This is a genomic window from Vibrio sp. D420a (genome assembly GCF_030248625.1).
GTDB classification, from domain to species: domain Bacteria; phylum Pseudomonadota; class Gammaproteobacteria; order Enterobacterales; family Vibrionaceae; genus Vibrio; species Vibrio fortis_A.
On sequence record NZ_JAHGAN010000017.1, the window covers coordinates 239,395 to 255,859 of the forward strand.

Below are 16,465 nucleotides of genomic sequence, written 5' to 3' on the forward strand. Positions count from 1 at the left end.
TAGCAAGCTAGATTACTGTACAACTAGGTCGCCGAAGTAAGGCATAACCATTGGGTTAACGATGTCAGCTGCACCAACGTTAGACTTAGCGCCCCAAGCTTCACTTTGCCAGTGTAGCGGTACGAATGCTGCGTCGTTGTATAGTGTTGCTTCAACGCCTTTCAGCATTTGAGAACGCTTAGCTGGATCAGTTTCAGTGTTAGATGCTTCTACTGTTGCATCCATCTCTGGGTTTGAGTAACCAGAACAGTTGTACTGACCACGACCAGTCTCTTCGTTACGAGTCATAGTTAGGAACTCGTTGAAGTTCGCTGAATCTTCTGTATCTGAGTGCCAGCCGATCATCATCATGTCTGCTGAACATAGGTCGAACTCAGGCCAGTATTGCGCTTTAGGCATTGTTTTCAGATCAACCTTGATGCCGATCTTAGACAGCATTGCTGCAGATGCTTGAGCAACTTTCGCATCGTTCACGTAACGGTTGTTTGGTGCCATCATCGTTAGCGTGAAGCCGTCTGCGTAGCCCGCTTCTTTCATCAGCTCTTTCGCTTTCTTAAGATCGTAACGTGGCACTAGCTCCTCGTTGTGACCAGCGTAGCCTGTTGGGCTTTGCTGACCAGCAGCTGTTGCGAAGCCTTTCATGATCTTCTTAACGATACCTTCGTTGTTGATTGCGTGAACAATCGCCTGACGAACGCGAACATCTTTCAGTGCTTCGTTGCTGTTTTGGTTCATTTGGAACGTGATGATACGAGTACCAGGTAGCGTCACAAGATCGATGCCTTTTGCGTTCTTAACACGTTTGTGATCGTTTGGTGCTACTGGGTGAATCATGTCTACGTCACCAGAAAGAAGTGCCGCTACACGCGTTGCGTCTTCTTTGATTGGTACTAGCGTTAGGTTATCAACGTTACCTTTTGTCTCTGTGTCCCAGTAATCGTTAAAACGTTTGAACTGAACTTTTACGCCCTGCTCACGCTCAGTAACGATGAATGGACCTGTACCAGAAACGTTAGTCGAAGCGAACGAGTTACCGTGCTTCACTAGCTCTGACTTATCTTTACCATCCGCAGTCTTACCAGAGTAGAACTTGCTGTCCATTGGGAAGATGTAAGTCGCTGTTTGTAGTACTAGTGGGTAAGCCGCTTTCGATACTAGCTCAACTGTGTAGTCATCCACTTTTACCATTTTCTCGTATGGCGTGAAGATAGACTTAAAGTCTGGAGACGCTTGTAGACGCTCGAAAGTCCACACAACATCGTCAGCTGTTAGTTCGTTACCAGAGTGGAATTTCACACCCTTGCGTAGGTTAAAGCGGAAAGTCGTTTCATCAACACGCTCCCAGCTAGATGCTAGGCGGCCTTCAAAATCCATCTCTTGAGTGAAACGTACTAGAGGGTCAAACACCATGTGAGACATTTGCAGTGTGCCACCAGACAGCTGCTCGTGCGGGTCAAGTGATACTGGGTCAGCTGCGTAGCCAACGGTAATATCTGCTGCTGCTGCACTAAAGCTTAGGCCAGCTGCCATCAAAGCGACTGCTAATTTGCTTTTCATGGTTTTCATTTGCATAACTCCTTCATGCGGGAATCCAGATCCCTAGTTGTTGTATTTGCGTCTGTTTTATTTTTAAAGCAGGCTCAACCTCACCCGCTTACATTTATACCGCGGCGTTCGCCACTGCTTTTTCTTCTCGTAAGCCTGTAAATTCAGGCATTAAAGAAATCAATTGTTTGCTGTACTCATGCTGAGGTGATTGGAACAACTGCTCGGTCGGCGCAACCTCAAGCAACGTACCCATCTGCATCACACCCACGCGGTCACACATCTGACGAATAACCGGTAAATCGTGGCTGATGAACAGCATGGTTAGGTTTAGCTCATCCTGTAGGTCTTTTAATAGGTTAAGAATTTGCGCTTGAACCGACACATCCAGTGCCGACGTTGGTTCATCACAGATCAGAAGACGAGGACGAGTTGCCAGAGCACGAGCGATAGAGATACGCTGACGCTGGCCACCAGAGAATTCGTGTGGATACTTAACACCAGCCATCTTACCCAAACCTACGTGATCTAAGAGATCGTGTACGATCTGACGCGTTTCATTCTCGTTACGAGTCAGCTTATGGAAACGGATAGGCTCAGCAATGATATCGAATATCTTCATTCGAGGGTTCATTGATGTGTAAGGGTTTTGGAACACCATCTGCATCTGACGACGCATTGGACGGCGCTCTTTTTCAGACTTCAGGCTAGTTAAGTCAACGCCTTCAAACGTTACCTTGCCTGAGTTTGGTGCGTACAGGCCAGCAATCACACGTGCGATTGTTGATTTACCAGAACCAGACTCACCTACAAGACCAAAGGTTTCACCTTCATGCACTTCAAAGCTCACATTGTTTGAAGCTTGAACGTACTCACGACGGCTCTCAAAGAACGAATCTTTAGTGGTAAAACGCAAGTTTACGTTTTCCACATTTAGTAGTGGACCAGTGTATTCACGGTGATCTTGGCTTTGACCCAACCAGTGGTTTTTAACATCCAGAGGTTCCATCTCGTGCGCTTCTTCGATGTAGCTCACTAGAGGGAAGCGATCGAGTTTGCGATCTGAACGTGGAACCGCAGAGATCAAGCTGTGCGTGTATGGGTGCTCAGGAGTACCAAGGACTTGCGCCGTTGGACCAAACTCAACTAAGTCACCACGGTACATTACCGCTACGCGATCAGTTACGTTAGAAACCACACCCATATCGTGAGTTACCAACATACAACCTACGTTCTTCTTGATACACAATTCACGAATCAGACCTAGAATTTGGTCTTGGATCGATACATCTAGTGCTGTGGTTGGTTCATCGGCAATAATAAGATCTGGCTCACCCGCCAGTGCAATTGCGATAACCACACGCTGACGCATACCGCCAGAGAATTGGTGAGGATACTGTTTCAGACGGTTTTCTGGTTGCGGGATACCCACTTGATTCATCAAGTCAAGGGAACGCTCATAAGCTTCTTGCTCAGAAACGTTCATGTTAGCGTGAATCGTCTCTTTCAGTTGCTGCTCAACGGTGAAAAGAGGGTTAAGAGATGTCATCGGGTCTTGGAAGATGAACCCGATCTTTGAACCGCGTACTTTACGCATATCTTCAGGTGATAAACCTGATACTTTCTCACCATCTAAGAAAACTTCACCACTCGCGATGCGGCCTGGAGGGCTCAATAGATCGATAACCGCGTTACCAACCGTTGACTTACCAGCACCAGATTCCCCTACTACACCCACGATCTCTCCGCGCTCAATGTTGAACGAGAGTGATTTCACCGCAGCGTGCACACCATGACGAGATGGGTATTCGATACGAAGGTTTTTTACTTCTAAAAGTGACATTACCAGACCTCTACTGCTTTGGCAGCTTTCTGCCCTGTCTGCAAAATTGAATCCATTCTTACCAGAATAATGTTCTGATATTTTATACGGATGACAATTTGGCAAATAATTCACAGAAAAGCAACAAAAATAGGATAAAAAGTCGACATTAAACGTCAAGCAAGCAAAAACACCATATAATTATTCACTTGATAAGCATATAGTAAGAAGAATTCAGCATTTATTTCGCATTAGAAAAGTCAAGCAAATGCCTTTATACATATACTTGTATAAGATTTTCAAGCCGTTAAAGCACTTTTTTCTTTTAGTCACTTTAGATAAATAATTATTCCACAAAACGATTAACAATATAGAAACATAAACCAATTTTAGTGAAAATAACCGCCACTTAATCCAAATAACATCACAAAATCAGAAGTTTAAACCAAAATTTATTTACAGAATTGATAGTAAGATCTACTCAAAAAAGGCAGTAATATTTCGGGGATAGTAGAGATTTGAAAGGCAAAATCACCGTAGGCAATAGTCTTGCCTTTACCTCAAAAAGGTTAAGTAAAGCTGTCTAATTCATAAAACATCTCCTCAATAAGGTTTGGTGATAAATTACCCACCAACTCCAGAAAAAGAACATTTTCTTAATCAGAAAAATGCCCCAAAAAGGCAAGCACGCTTAATATTAGTACAAAGTTTCATCAACCGCTTCAATGAATTATTCGCCTTAGCACTGAATTAGGGCAAACCCTATCCACTTGATGGTGCTCATATGCTTTTAAGTGCATTAAAACGCCGTAAATAGACAGCGCTGATTGTGTGTTTTTTATAGAGATAGACGGCAAGTGCTAATAGAAACTCTATTTAGGATGACGGGGAAGATATGTGGATCAGACAAGTTTCTGCGGGTTAGTGCTCTGGTCTCTCATATATTTCAGATAAAAAAGACCGCCATTTCTAATGTAGACGGTGCAGAGGGAGGCGATGCGACTGGGCCTTCACCGGGCTGGCGTTCCAGCTCCCACCCCTTAGGTCTAAAAATCTATATTTCAGATGTAAAAAAGCCCCGTCATTTCTGACGAGGCTTTCTTATAGTGGTCGGTGAAGAGGGATTCGAACCCCCGACCCTCTGGTCCCAAACCAGATGCGCTACCAAGCTGCGCTATTCACCGACAAAATTAATGGGGTGGCTAACGAGATTCGAACTCGCGACCACCGGAATCACAATCCAGGGCTCTACCAACTGAGCTATAGCCACCACTAATTTTTTTTATAACCGCCGAAGCGATTATTGAAATAGTGGTCGGTGAAGAGGGATTCGAACCCCCGACCCTCTGGTCCCAAACCAGATGCGCTACCAAGCTGCGCTATTCACCGACTTATGTTTTGTTCCGATTTTATCAGAACTGGGAGCCGAAGCTACCGATATTCTTTAAAAGAAAAATGGGGTGGCTAACGAGATTCGAACTCGCGACCACCGGAATCACAATCCAGGGCTCTACCAACTGAGCTATAGCCACCATTGTTTCTTTCTTGCCAATTTCTCACTTGTTGAAACAAGTGTCCGGATGGCGCGCCTGAAAGGATTCGAACCTTCGGCCTTTGGCTCCGGAGGCCAACGCTCTATCCAGCTGAGCTACAGGCGCATGCCCTGTCGGCGGAGTGGAATAATACGTATATCACCCTAGGTCGTCTAGTACTTTTTTTATTTTTTTTCTCGTTTGCTCTCTTTTTCGACAGTTAATATGTGATAAACCCCTTATTTGAGTACTAGAACCCCCTATTGCCTATAAGTTGTTGTTTATTGCAACAACTTATCGGGATATAATCACCCATTATTTACATTGATTTAACAGTAGCTTTTTGCAACTAAAATCAACACACCCCTCTAACACTATAATTGGTAGGCACGTACTTACCTTGGGAATGTAAAGTGAGTTTAATGGATATGTCTCGTCGAATTTTAAGCCTTGTCATCGCAGCAGTGACTTTTTCAACGACAGCGGTCGCATCAGAACTGAGCCAAGCAGAGCATGACGCTATTGCTGAGCGCATCAAGCCCGTTGGTCAAGTTTACCTAGTTGGTAGCGAACCTGTTGCAGCAGAACCAACTGGTCCTCGTGATGGCGCAACTGTTTATGGTACTTTTTGTATTGCTTGTCACGCATCTGGCGTAAGTGGCGCACCAAAGACTGGTGATGCTGCGGACTGGGCACCTCGTATTGCTCAAGGCCGAGACATCCTAGCGGACCACGCAATCAACGGCTTCAACGCGATGCCAGCGAAAGGTTCATGTATGGACTGTTCAGACGATGAGATCAAAGATGCTATCGAGCACATGATCGCTGGTCTGTAAGCAAACCCAAATTCTAAAAAAGGAGACCACATGGTCTCCTTTTTGTTTTTCTGGCTTACTTCTTATTAAACATCGCTCTGATGTTAGCGATATGCGCTTGGCCTTTCTCCATACGCTCTTCTTGCGACTGAGGTTTCTTCACTGTCTCCCACTCAACATCATCGTGGGGCAATTCATCTAAGAAGCGACTCTGCGTTGGTTTGATCAACTCACCAAATTGGCGACGTTCACGACATTTAGTAAAGGTCAGTTCTTTCTGAGCTCGGGTAATACCCACGTACATCAATCGGCGCTCTTCTTCGACATTACCTTCATCAACACTGGTTTGGTGAGGAAGAATTCCCTCTTCAGCCCCCATCAGATAGACATACGGGAACTCAAGACCTTTAGAGGCGTGCAAAGTCATCAGTTGCACTTGGTCGGCATCATCGTCATCTTCGCCTCGCTCCATCATGTCACGCAGAGTCAGTCGCTGAACCACTTCTCTCAATGTCTTCTCTTCTTTATCGTAGTTGTCACCCTCAAGGTCAGCGACAATCCAGCTATAAAGATCAGAGACGTTCTTCATGCGCATCTCTGCCGCTTTCGGGCTCGCTGACGTTTCGTATAACCAATCTTCGTAGTTAATGTCGCGAACTAAAGAGCGAACGGCATCCACAGTATTACCACGCTCTGCATTATCTGAGATACGCACAATCCAATCGGTGAAGCGGCGTAGGTTCTCTAGCCCTCGACCTGTCAGTGTTTGCTCCAAGCCCATCTCAAAGCTCGCTTCAAACAAGCTCTTTCCACGCATGTTGGCATAGCTACCCAGCTTCTCGAGAGTCACCGGGCCAATCTCACGACGTGGGGTGTTCACAATACGTAGGAAGGCATTATCGTCATCCGGGTTCACCAGCACTCGCAGGTAAGCCATGATGTCTTTAATCTCTGCACGAGCGAAGAATGACGTGCCACCCGAGATCTTGTAAGGAATACGGTTCTGCATCAGCGCTTTTTCAATCAGGCGCGATTGGTGGTTACCACGGTAGAGCACCGCATAATCTTTGTATTCGGTACGATTCAAGAATTTATGAGCAATGATTTCACCGGTAATACGCTCTGCTTCATGGTCTTCATTCTTAGCGTTGAGTACCTTGAGCTTTTCGCCGTCTGGGATCTCAGAGAAAAGCGATTTTTCATACACGTGCGGGTTATTGGCGATCAAGATATTAGCCGCTCGCAGAATACGACTGGTTGAGCGGTAGTTCTGCTCTAGCTTGATCAGACGAAGGTTCGGATAGTCCTCACCTAGTAGAACCAAGTTTTGCGGTTTCGCACCACGCCATGAGTAGATCGATTGGTCATCATCACCTACCACCGTCAAGCGACCTCGTTCACCGACCAACAGACGTACTAACTCATACTGGCTGGTATTGGTATCTTGATACTCATCCACCAGTAGATAACGAATACGAGATTGCCAACGCTCACGCACTTCTTGATTGGTTTTCAGCAGCAATACTGGCATTGCAATCAAATCATCAAAGTCGAGCGCGTTATACGCCTTCATCTGCTTTTGGTACATTTCAAAACAGAAAGCAAAAAGCTGCTCTTGCTCACCTTTGGCGCGCGCTTTTGCTTGATCTGGCGTGAGCATGTCATTTTTCCAGTTTGAGATAGTGCTCAAAAGCTGGCGCAGAAGATCCTTATCACCATCAATCTGCTTTTCCGTTAGCTCTTTGAGTAGAGCAAGCTGGTCTTGATCATCAAACAGGGAAAAGCCCGCTTTTAAGCCAAGTGCCTTATATTCTCGGCGGATGATGTTCAAACCCATGGTGTGGAAGGTCGAAACGATCAGCCCCTTAGATTCATTCTTACCTAATGTCTGTCCAACACGCTCTTTCATTTCACGAGCTGCTTTATTGGTGAAAGTCACAGCCGCAATGTTTCGCGCCTTGTAGCCACACTCCTGAACCAAGTAAGCAATCTTGTTGGTGATAACACGTGTTTTACCCGATCCAGCGCCCGCTAATACTAAGCAGGGGCCCGATACGTACTTCACGGCTTCGTCTTGTCTTGGGTTCAGTCTCATTAGATTCTCGATGTCATCTCAGGGGTCAATTGGAATTCGCGCCTATAATAATGCTGCAATGTTTTGAATGCTACGTTCTCTTATACAAGATTTTTACGCTTTTTGTATAAAACTTACTTGCACAAATGTATGGTTCTTGAGCTATAATGAATGAACGTTCATTCACTAGTGATGAGATTATGACCAATCATACCTCTCAGGATAAGCGCTTACAGATACTCTCTGCCGCCGAAACACTGATTGCTGCGGAAGGTTTTCAAGGCCTTTCAATGCAGAAGTTGGCGAAAGAAGCAGGCGTCGCTGCAGGCACTATATATCGCTATTTTGATGATAAAGAGCACTTAATTGAAGAAGTGCGCATTCAGGTTACACAACGTATAGCAGAAGCGGTTCAGTTCGGGGTAGACGACTCCGCACCGATTAAGCAACGTTACAGAACCATGTGGCTCAACATATGGAACCTGGCTGGCACTAACTTAGCGGCGATCAAAAACCGCGTTCAATATGACTCTTTACCTGTAACAAATAGTAAAACTTTCAGGGAACTAGAAAGAAAAATGTTTGCCCAAGTTGAGCTGTTGTTTAACGAAGGCAAAGAGCAAGGGCTATTTAAACCACTTGATAATGAAGTATTAGGTGGACTGAGCTTAGCGGCAAGTGTGTCACTCGCCCGTAAGCATTCTTTAGGTTTTTACCAACTCGATGATGAGGCTTTAGAAGCGGCTATCGAAGCGAGCTGGGACGCAATAATTAAACACTGATCGGAGTTTTGACCATAATGAAAAAGTGGACTTTCTTCATGTTACTCATTGCTGTGCTTCTTTTTGGCAGCGTTATTGGGTTCAACATGTTCAAACAACAAAAAATTGCTGAATACATGGCAAACCGACCTGAGCCTGAGTTCCCGGTAACGGTAACTGACGTTCAACCGATCGACTGGGTTCCAGTAATCGAAGCTATCGGTTTCATTGAGCCAAACCAAGGTGTAACACTAGCAAACGAAACCAGCGGTGTTATCGATCAAATCTCTTTTGAGTCAGGTACTGAAGTTAAGAGCGACCAACTATTAGTACGTCTAGATTCAGACGTTGAGAAAGCAAACCTGAAGAGCTCTCAAGCGCGACTACCGGCAGCACAAGCTAAGTACAAGCGTTACCAAGGCCTATTCAAAAAAGGTTCTATCTCAAAAGAAGCATACGATGAAGCAGAAGCGAACTACTTCTCCCTATCTGCTGATATTGAGAGCCTAAAAGCTTCGATCGCTCGTCGTGAAATTCGCGCACCATTCGACGGTACTGTAGGTATTCGTAATGTATACCTAGGCCAATACCTTCAATCTGGTACTGATATTGTTCGTCTAGAAGACACCAGTGTGATGCGTCTGCGCTTCACAGTTTCTCAAACAGACATCTCACGAATCAATGTTGGCCAAGCGGTTGATATCTTCGTTGATGCTTACCCAGAGACACCGTTTGAAGGTTCAATCAGCGCTATCGAACCAGCAGTAAGCGTGCAAAGTGGTCTGATTCAAGTTCAAGCAGATATTCCAAACAGTGATGGCAAGCTACGTAGCGGTATGTTCGCTCGTGCCAACATCATTCTACCGACTTTAGAGAACCAAGTTGCGCTGCCTCAAACAGCGATCACTTTCACTCTATACGGTGACAATGTTTACATCTTGACTGAAGAAGATGGCGTGAAACGCGTTACACAACACGTAGTAAAAGTAGGTGAACGTACTACAGACGTCGCGCACATCCTTGAAGGTGTGAAAGCGGGTGATGTAGTCGTGACGTCAGGTCAAGTTCGTCTAAGTAATGGTGCCAAGGTGAAAGTTGTTGAGAGTGATGCAATCACACCACCTTCTGAAACACCTCAGTTATAATTGGAGTCACAATGCGCTTTACTGATGTTTTTATTAAACGTCCAGTTCTAGCGGTATCCATCAGCTTTTTGATAGCGCTGCTTGGTTTACAAGCAATCTTCAAGATGCAGGTGCGTGAATACCCAGAAATGACGAATACCGTAGTAACCGTTACCACGAGTTACTACGGTGCGAGTGCCGATCTTATCCAAGGTTTTATTACTCAACCTCTTGAGCAAGCTGTTGCTCAGGCGGATAACATCGACTATATGACTTCATCTTCGGTTCTTGGTAGCTCTACCATTACTGTAAACATGAAGTTGAACACAGATCCAAACGCAGCTCTGTCTGACATACTGGCCAAGACAAACTCGGTTCGTTCCCAGCTTCCAAAAGAGGCAGAAGATCCAACTGTAACCATGTCTACGGGTTCGACAACGGCGGTACTGTACATTGGCTTTACTAGTGATGAATTGGCTTCGAGCCAGATTACCGACTACCTAGAACGTGTAATCAACCCGCAGCTATTTACGGTAAACGGTGTATCTAAGGTTGACCTATACGGTGGTATGAAATACGCACTTCGCGTATGGCTAGACCCGTCAAAAATGGCGGCAGTTGACCTAACTGCTAGTGATGTGATGACGGTACTGAACGCTAACAACTACCAATCAGCGACGGGCCAAGCGACGGGTGAGTTCGTCCTTTACAACGGTAGTGCTGATACCCAAGTATCCAATGTTGAAGAGTTAGAGAATCTTGTAGTACGAAGCGGCGAAGGCGAAATTATCCGTCTATCTGACATCGCTAAGGTTTCTCTAGAGAAGAGCCACGATGTTTACCGAGCAAGTGCCAACGGTCAGGAAGCGGTTGTTGCAGCGATTAACGCAGCACCAAGTGCAAACCCGATCAACATTGCAGCAGATGTACTTGAGCTTCTTCCTCAGCTAGAGAAGAACCTACCTAGCAACATCTCGATGAACGTGATGTATGACTCGACTATTGCAATCAATGAGTCTATTCAAGAGGTTATTAAAACCATTCTTGAAGCGGCTTTGATCGTACTGGTCGTTATTACACTGTTCCTAGGTTCGTTCCGTGCAGTACTAATTCCAATCGTTACTATTCCACTGTCTCTAATCGGTGTAGCAATGGTAATGCAGGCGATGGGTTTCTCATGGAACCTGATGACGCTACTGGCGATGGTACTCGCTATCGGTCTGGTGGTAGATGATGCGATCGTTGTCCTTGAGAACGTCGACCGTCACATCAAGCTTGGTGAATCGCCATTTCGTGCAGCAATCATCGGTACTCGTGAAATCGCGGTTCCAGTTATTGCAATGACACTGACGCTAGGTGCGGTATATGCGCCAATCGCGATGATGGGCGGTATTACGGGCTCACTATTTAAAGAGTTCGCACTAACACTTGCCGGTTCGGTATTTGTATCGGGTATCGTAGCACTGACACTTTCTCCTATGATGTGTTCAAAAATGCTTAAAGCTCACGCTGAGCCAAGCAAGTTTGAGCAGAAGGTACACAATGTCCTTGATGGCATGACTAACCGTTATGAGCGCATGCTTGGTGCGGTAATGCAGCATCGTCCAGTGTTCATTGGTTTCGCTATCATCGTATTTGCAAGTCTGCCAATGCTGTTCAAATTTATCCCGAGTGAGCTCGCGCCATCTGAGGATAAAGGTGTAATCATGCTTATGGGTACCGCACCATCGAATGCGAACCTAGATTTCATGCAAAACACCATGAACGACGTCAACACGATTCTATCTGATCAACCAGAAGTAGCGTACGCTCAGGTATTTACTGGTGTACCAAACGCAAACCAAGCTTTTGGTATTGCATCTATGGTGCCTTGGAGTGAGCGTGAAGCAAGTCAGTCTGACGTTGCTAACCGTGTAGGTGAGTTAGTTAAAGATGTTCCAGGAATGGCAGTAACAGCGTTCCAAATGCCAGAGCTTCCAGGTGCAGGTTCAGGTCTTCCAATTCAGTTTGTTATTACAACACCAAACAGCTTTGAGAGCCTTTTCCAGATCACAACTGACATTCTGGCAGAAGTATCTTCAAATCCGCTATTCGTTTACTCAGATCTTGATCTGAACTACGACTCAGCGACCATGAAGATCAACATCGATAAAGACAAAGCGGGTGCTTACGGCGTGACAATGCAAGATATCGGTATCACGCTAGGTACTATGATGTCAGATGGTTATGTAAACCGTATCGACCTCAATGGTCGTTCGTACGAAGTTATCCCACAGGTTGAACGTAAGTTCCGTCTAAACCCTGAGTCGATGAACAACTACTACGTACGTGCAGCTGATGGCAGAGCCGTTCCTCTGGGCAGTTTGATTACCATTGATGTGGTGGCAGAGCCTCGTTCTCTTCCTCACTTCAACCAACTGAACTCAGCAACGATTGGTGCCGTACCTGCTCCAGGCGCTGCGATGGGTGATGCGATTGCATGGTTTGAGAACATTGCAGAGACCAAACTACCAAGTGGCTACAACCATGACTACATGGGTGAGGCTCGCCAGTACGTAACAGAAGGTAGCGCGCTATACGCAACATTTGGTCTAGCACTGGCGATCATCTTCCTAGTACTGGCGATTCAGTTCGAGTCAGTGAAGGATCCACTGGTTATCATGGTTTCGGTACCACTGGCGATCTGTGGTGCATTGATTGCCCTTGCATGGGGTGCAGCAACCATGAACATCTACTCGCAAGTAGGTTTGATCACACTGGTTGGTCTGATTACCAAGCACGGTATCTTGATCTGTGAGGTGGCAAAAGAAGAGCAACTGCACAACAAGAAATCACGTATTGAAGCAGTAATGGAAGCGGCGAAGGTTCGTCTTCGTCCTATTCTGATGACCACTGCAGCGATGATCGCAGGTCTTATCCCACTGATGTACGCAAGTGGTGCAGGTGCTGCTCAACGCTTCAGTATCGGTATTGTTATCGTTGCTGGTCTAGCAATTGGTACTATCTTCACTCTGTTCGTGTTGCCTGTTATCTACAGCTACCTAGCAGAGAAACACAAACCACTACCGGTTTTTGTTGAAGATAAAGACTTAGAGAAACTAGCACGTGTCGATGAAGCGAAAGCGGCACACCGAGAGTTAGCGGACAACAACTAACCTCAAGTTTCACGTTAATCGCAAAAAGGTCACTTCGGTGACCTTTTTTTGTACGCCACAGGCGACATCTCCACTGCGATTAAATAGAATAGTAGGAAATAATCAGGAGTTTTAATTGATATGTTTGATCCAAAAAAACTAGAGCAGATTGCGAAACAAATCCATGACTCTATGCCTCAGCCAGTGAAAGAGCTAGGTTCTGATGTGGACCAAAAGGTTCGCCAAGTTATCCAAGGCCAACTAAACAAGCTAGACGTAGTCAGCCGTGAAGAGTTCGATGTTCAAACTCAGGTTCTACTGCGTACACGTCAGAAGCTGACTGAGATGGAACAAAAACTAGCAGATCTAGAAGCGAAACTAGCTGACAAATAAGCGTAAATGCAAAAATACAAAAGGGTTGATGTGTAAGCATCAACCCTTTTTTATACGCTCATATTCTGGAAGGTATACTCCAAGCAATACTCTTCCATTGCTTTAAGGCGTGATAGTTAAGACATACATCGTCCACATATTCAGGAGCAAGTTGGCGAGCTCTGTAAAAACAAAAAGGCTTGGTCAACGGCGACCAAGCCTTTTAATTAGATGTTGTGTTTTTTATTTATGACTCCAATTTTTTTTGGAGTTCTCTAAATTCTTGCGATGCTAATTAGCCGCCTACTGCGATGCGCTTCATGTCGCTCATGTAAGCACGTAGCTCTTCACCGATGTACTCAACTGGGTGGTTACGGATAGCTTCGTTCACTTCGATTAGACGAGCATTGTCTACTTGGTTAGATGATTCACCTAGACCTTTACCAATAACGTCTGTAGATACTGAAGGCATGAACTTCTCACGTAGTAGTGGCGTAGCTACGTTTGCAAAGAGGTAGTTACCGTATTCTGCTGTATCAGAGATTACTACGTTCATTTCGTATAGACGCTTACGAGCAACCGTGTTTGCGATTAGTGGAAGCTCATGCAGAGATTCGTAGTATGCAGACTCATCGATGATGCCAGATGCAGTCATTGCTTCGAACGCTAGCTCAACACCAGCACGAACCATTGCAACCATTAGGATACCGTTGTCGAAGTACTCTTGCTCAGAGATTTCAACATCACCTTCAGGGTAGTTTTCGAATGCAGTTTGACCTGTCTCTTCACGCCAGCCTAGTAGGTTCGCATCGTCGTTTGCCCAGTCAGCCATCATAGTGCTAGAGAAGTGACCTGTGATTACGTCATCCATGTGCTTGTTGTACAGTGGACGCATTAGATCTTTTAGCTCTTCAGAAAGCTCGAACGCTTTGATTTTCGCTGGGTTTGATAGACGGTCCATCATGTGTGTCACACCACCAAACTTTAGTGCTTCCGTAACAGTTTCCCAACCGTACTGTAGAAGCTTACCTGCGTAGCTCGGATCGATACCTTCAGCAACCATCTTCTCGTAAGAAACGATAGAACCTGCTTGTAGCATGCCACATAGAATAGTCTGTTCGCCCACTAGGTCCGATTTCACTTCAGCAACAAATGAAGACTCTAGACAGCCCGCACGGTGACCACCAGTACCAGCAGCCCATGCTTTCGCGATATCCCAACCTTCACCCTTTGGATCGTTCTCTGGGTGAACGGCGATAAGAGTCGGAACACCGAAGCCACGCTTGTACTCTTCACGTACTTCTGTACCTGGACACTTAGGTGCAACCATAACAACCGTTAGGTCTTTACGAATTTGCATGCCTTCTTCAACAATGTTGAAGCCGTGTGAGTAACCTAGTGCAGCACCCTCTTTCATTAGAGGCATTACTGTCTCAACAACGTTTGTATGCTGTTTGTCTGGAGTTAGGTTGATCACTAGATCTGCTTCAGGGATTAGGTTTTCGTAGCTGTCTACTTCAAAACCGTTCTCTTTTGCGTTTTTGTAAGATTGACGCTGCTCGTCAATCGCAGCCTGGCGAAGTGCGTACGCTACGTTCAGGCCAGAGTCACGCATGTTTAGACCTTGGTTCAGGCCTTGAGCACCACAACCAACGATAACGACTTTCTTACCTTTCAGGTAATCCGCTTCAGTTGCAAATTCACTGCGGTCCATGAAACGACAACGACCTAATTGATCTAGCTGCTCGCGTAGGTTTAAAGTATTGAAATAGTTAGCCATCTGGGCGCTCCTTTTAAGAATTTTTCCGTTGAGGTCGGTAGCTTTGTTACCGAATGAGTTCATACTAAAACAGACATGCGGTTGCTTAAAGTGATATATTCACAATTAGTTATTGCAATTAATGCAACGTGGAAACATTCGTAATATATGAACATAAAATCATTACAGTTATTCATACATTTGTGTGACAGCAAAAATTTCAGCAAGACTGCGGCGGCGATGCACGTCAGCCCATCGGCTTTAAGTCGCCAAATACAGAAACTCGAAGATGAAACAGGGCAAGAGCTGCTGATTCGAGATAACCGTAGTGTCGACCTCACTCCAGCAGGAAAACAACTGCTTCCCGTTGCACTCAATATTGTCAGTGAATGGCAACAGTACAACCTTCATTTAAAGGGCGGAGAGCAAGAGCTGAAAGGTGAGATTCGAATCTTCTGTTCCGTGACAGCAAGCTATAGTCATTTGCCTGAGTTAATTACTGAATTTCGAGCTCTCCATCCTTATATTGAATTTAAACTCTCAACGGGCGACCCAGCTCAAGCAATAGATAAGATCCTCAATGACGAAGTCGATATCGCTATTTCCGCAAAGCCAGATATCCTTCCATCACGCCTGGAGTTTGAAACGATTAGTGATATCCCGCTATCTGTTATCTCTCCAGCAGGAGTCAGTAGCTTCAGCCAACAACTACAGTCTGAACACATCGATTGGAATGATCTGCCATTCATCATCCCAGAAGCAGGCACAGCTCGTGAGCGCGCCAATGCCTGGTTTAAGAAGCTGAAAATCAAACCTAATATCTATGCTCAGGTATCTGGACATGAAGCGATCGTTAGTATGGTGGCGCTTGGGTGTGGTATTGGAATTGCCCCAGATGTGGTGATCAATAACAGCCCAGTAAGAGATAAGGTTGAACGCTTAAAGATAGAACCAATTAAACCTTTTGAGCTTGGCGTATGTTGCAAACGGGCGCAACTCGATAACCCACTCATTCGAGCATTCTGGCAGGTTGCAGAAGGGAAATATTTAACGGATTAGCTATCCGAGATGGTTAAATAGAGAGAACGACATGAAAGGGCACGCTAGTGCTCTTTTTTGTTATTTGAATTTCGATACGACAGAAATGAAAAAAGCCCGCTGATTTCTCAGCGGGCTTTTCAATGGTGGTGGAGGGATAGGGATTTGAACCCTAGAACCGCTATTAACGGTTGCCGGTTTTCAAGACCGGTGCTTTCGACCACTCAGCCATCCCTCCAACAAATTGTCATCAACAGATTAGTACACTGTTGAAGTTGTTATTTGCTATGCAAATAACGAAATCAAAGCCTGGCGATGTCCTACTCTCACATGGGGAAGCCCCACACTACCATCGGCGCTATTGCGTTTCACTTCTGAGTTCGGCATGGAATCAGGTGGGTCCACAACGCTATGGTCGCCAAGCAAATTCTTAAAATTCGGAAAGCTGTTTCTGTTCTCTTCAAACTCATTCAAGCGTTTGTATATCTT

Annotated in this window: 10 protein-coding genes, 6 tRNA genes and 1 rRNA gene; 6 read left to right on the plus strand and 11 right to left on the minus strand. The window is 45.4% G+C overall.

Going from position 1 to position 16,465, the window contains the following annotated elements:
• Positions 1-12: 12 nt before the first annotated feature.
• The 7 genes from KI743_RS13355 to KI743_RS13385 all read right to left on the minus strand — a co-directional run bounded on the left by KI743_RS13355 (position 13) and on the right by KI743_RS13385 (position 5,025).
• Positions 13-1,566 carry an ABC transporter substrate-binding protein gene (locus KI743_RS13355; RefSeq protein WP_032551021.1) on the minus strand — a complete coding sequence of 518 codons (1,554 nt, stop codon included), beginning with the start codon at positions 1,564-1,566 and terminating at the stop codon, positions 13-15.
• A 94-nt stretch (positions 1,567-1,660) separates the two neighbouring features.
• A complete protein-coding gene (locus KI743_RS13360) occupies positions 1,661-3,388 on the minus strand; it encodes an ABC transporter ATP-binding protein (protein WP_285466792.1) in 1,728 nt (575 codons plus the stop codon).
• A gap of 1,086 nt (positions 3,389-4,474) precedes the next feature.
• A tRNA-Pro gene (locus KI743_RS13365) sits at positions 4,475-4,551 on the minus strand.
• A gap of 10 nt (positions 4,552-4,561) precedes the next feature.
• Positions 4,562-4,637, minus strand: a tRNA-His gene (locus KI743_RS13370).
• 42 nt (positions 4,638-4,679) lie between these two features.
• Positions 4,680-4,756: transfer RNA gene (locus tag KI743_RS13375), tRNA-Pro, on the minus strand.
• 67 nt (positions 4,757-4,823) lie between these two features.
• Positions 4,824-4,899 (minus strand) — tRNA-His (locus tag KI743_RS13380).
• Positions 4,900-4,948: 49 nt separating this feature from the next.
• Positions 4,949-5,025: transfer RNA gene (locus KI743_RS13385), tRNA-Arg, on the minus strand.
• Between the two features lie 296 nt (positions 5,026-5,321).
• Between KI743_RS13385 and KI743_RS13390 the strand changes: the two genes are divergently transcribed.
• Complete coding sequence (locus KI743_RS13390) at positions 5,322-5,735, plus strand: cytochrome c5 family protein (protein WP_032551017.1); 414 nt, start codon at positions 5,322-5,324, stop codon at positions 5,733-5,735.
• Positions 5,736-5,790: 55 nt separating this feature from the next.
• Here the strand turns inward: KI743_RS13390 and rep are convergent, their stop codons facing one another.
• Positions 5,791-7,809: a DNA helicase Rep gene (gene rep / locus KI743_RS13395; protein ID WP_032551015.1), complete on the minus strand. Its 2,019-nt coding sequence runs from the start codon at positions 7,807-7,809 to the stop codon at positions 5,791-5,793.
• 179 nt (positions 7,810-7,988) lie between these two features.
• Here rep and KI743_RS13400 point away from each other — a divergent pair, with 179 nt between their 5' ends.
• The 4 genes from KI743_RS13400 (at position 7,989) to KI743_RS13415 (ending at position 13,200) form a co-directional block, all read left to right on the plus strand.
• Complete coding sequence (locus KI743_RS13400) at positions 7,989-8,570, plus strand: TetR/AcrR family transcriptional regulator (protein ID WP_150870724.1); 582 nt, start codon at positions 7,989-7,991, stop codon at positions 8,568-8,570.
• A gap of 17 nt (positions 8,571-8,587) precedes the next feature.
• Entirely contained in the window at positions 8,588-9,694 is a 1,107-nt protein-coding gene (locus KI743_RS13405) for an efflux RND transporter periplasmic adaptor subunit (protein WP_150870587.1), read from the plus strand.
• Positions 9,695-9,705: 11 nt separating this feature from the next.
• Positions 9,706-12,828 carry a multidrug efflux RND transporter permease subunit gene (locus KI743_RS13410; RefSeq protein WP_150870588.1) on the plus strand — a complete coding sequence of 1,041 codons (3,123 nt, stop codon included), beginning with the start codon at positions 9,706-9,708 and terminating at the stop codon, positions 12,826-12,828.
• A 120-nt stretch (positions 12,829-12,948) separates the two neighbouring features.
• Positions 12,949-13,200 carry an accessory factor UbiK family protein gene (locus tag KI743_RS13415; protein ID WP_032551009.1) on the plus strand — a complete coding sequence of 84 codons (252 nt, stop codon included), beginning with the start codon at positions 12,949-12,951 and terminating at the stop codon, positions 13,198-13,200.
• Between the two features lie 274 nt (positions 13,201-13,474).
• Here the strand turns inward: KI743_RS13415 and ilvC are convergent, their stop codons facing one another.
• On the minus strand, positions 13,475-14,959 hold the full coding sequence (gene ilvC / locus KI743_RS13420; protein WP_285466793.1) for a ketol-acid reductoisomerase: 1,485 nt from the start codon (positions 14,957-14,959) through the stop codon (positions 13,475-13,477).
• A gap of 147 nt (positions 14,960-15,106) precedes the next feature.
• On the opposite strand from ilvC, the gene ilvY reads away from it, so the two are divergent.
• The gene (gene ilvY / locus KI743_RS13425; RefSeq protein ID WP_150870594.1) at positions 15,107-15,997 is read left to right on the plus strand and encodes an HTH-type transcriptional activator IlvY; all 891 of its coding nucleotides are present in this window, start codon (positions 15,107-15,109) and stop codon (positions 15,995-15,997) included.
• A 126-nt stretch (positions 15,998-16,123) separates the two neighbouring features.
• Here the strand turns inward: ilvY and KI743_RS13430 are convergent.
• Together KI743_RS13430 and rrf are read right to left on the minus strand one after the other, a co-directional pair.
• Positions 16,124-16,214, minus strand: a tRNA-Ser gene (locus KI743_RS13430).
• A gap of 69 nt (positions 16,215-16,283) precedes the next feature.
• Positions 16,284-16,399: ribosomal RNA gene (rrf, locus tag KI743_RS13435) — 5S ribosomal RNA — on the minus strand.
• Positions 16,400-16,465: the final 66 nt, after the last annotated feature.

Bases quoted from the DNA above. Each gene is read 5' to 3' on its own strand.
- KI743_RS13410 (WP_150870588.1), top strand. From the start codon at position 9,706: ATGCGCTTTACTGATGTTTTTATTAAACGTCCAGTTCTAGCGGTATCC.
- KI743_RS13360 (WP_285466792.1), bottom strand. From the start codon at position 3,388: ATGTCACTTTTAGAAGTAAAAAACCTTCGTATCGAATACCCATCTCGT.
- KI743_RS13355 (WP_032551021.1), bottom strand. From the start codon at position 1,566: ATGAAAACCATGAAAAGCAAATTAGCAGTCGCTTTGATGGCAGCTGGC.
- KI743_RS13390 (WP_032551017.1), top strand. From the start codon at position 5,322: ATGGATATGTCTCGTCGAATTTTAAGCCTTGTCATCGCAGCAGTGACT.
- rep (WP_032551015.1), bottom strand. From the start codon at position 7,809: ATGAGACTGAACCCAAGACAAGACGAAGCCGTGAAGTACGTATCGGGC.
- ilvY (WP_150870594.1), top strand. From the start codon at position 15,107: ATGAACATAAAATCATTACAGTTATTCATACATTTGTGTGACAGCAAA.
- ilvC (WP_285466793.1), bottom strand. From the start codon at position 14,959: ATGGCTAACTATTTCAATACTTTAAACCTACGCGAGCAGCTAGATCAA.
- KI743_RS13405 (WP_150870587.1), top strand. From the start codon at position 8,588: ATGAAAAAGTGGACTTTCTTCATGTTACTCATTGCTGTGCTTCTTTTT.
- KI743_RS13400 (WP_150870724.1), top strand. From the start codon at position 7,989: ATGACCAATCATACCTCTCAGGATAAGCGCTTACAGATACTCTCTGCC.
- KI743_RS13415 (WP_032551009.1), top strand. From the start codon at position 12,949: ATGTTTGATCCAAAAAAACTAGAGCAGATTGCGAAACAAATCCATGAC.